Source organism: Vibrio sp. 2134-1, assembly GCF_033339495.1.
Genome location: NZ_JAWOUS010000237.1, coordinates 1 through 871 on the forward strand (window position 1 = coordinate 1; position 871 = coordinate 871).

The window sequence follows — 871 nt, forward strand, 5'->3', positions numbered from 1 at the left end:
CACATGCTTGTCGGTGGCATTAAGCCTCATTTCTACTGCTTACCGATTCTAAAGCGCAACACCCACCAGCAAGCGCTAATCGAAGCCGCAACCAGTGGTAGCAAAAAGTTTTTCCTAGGTACCGACTCCGCTCCGCATGCAAAAGGCGCGAAAGAATCGGCTTGCGGTTGTGCTGGTTCTTACACTGCGCACGCGGCGCTAGAACTTTATGCAGAAGTCTTTGAAAAAGAAGGCAAGTTGGAAAACTTGGAAGCGTTTGCAAGCTTCAACGGTCCTGATTTTTACGGTATTGCGCGCAACGCAGATACGGTGACGCTAGAAAAATCAGCTTGGGATGTTCCTGAATCCATGCCATTTGGCAACGACATCGTTGTGCCTATTCGTGCAAACGAACAAATTGAGTGGAAAGTGAAGTAATCGCTTCACGTAAATAACGTGCATAAAAAAGGGCCTGACGTTCTCCGCATTAGAGACAGCATGGCCCTTTTTCATTTTATATGTGGATTATTTACCGCGAAGCTTTTCTACCACCGTCCATACAGCAACCACAATCAAACCCGCTACAAAACCGATAATGCCGTTAAGCAAAATAGGCAGAATCGCTGTAGCAACCGAATGACCACTAAAGTTCATAATAATCGGTTCTACAAAGTGGTGAATGGCGGGCACGTTATGCACTACAATCCCGCCACCGACTAAAAACATCGCAGCAGTTCCCACAATCGTTAACAACTTCATCAGCTTTGGTGCAAAAGCAACTAAAGCACTGCCAACTTTCGCCATCCAGCCCTTACCTTTTGAGCGAATTTCAAGGTAGAAGCCCAAGTCATCCAATTTCACGATGCCTGCTACTAAGCCATAAACACCAATG

The 871-nt window shown here is 46.3% G+C and carries 2 protein-coding genes; one reads left to right on the top strand and one right to left on the bottom strand.

All coding sequences use genetic code 11. The features are described 5' to 3' along the window. Positions 1-417: amidohydrolase family protein (locus R7R78_RS25165; RefSeq protein WP_225474507.1), on the top strand; the 417-nt coding region annotated here is incomplete at its 5' end. A gap of 87 nt (positions 418-504) precedes the next feature. On the opposite strand, the gene R7R78_RS25170 is transcribed toward R7R78_RS25165, so the two are convergent. Beyond that, a partial coding sequence (locus tag R7R78_RS25170; RefSeq protein ID WP_225474508.1) for a DUF808 family protein occupies positions 505-871 on the bottom strand: 367 nt, incomplete at its 5' end.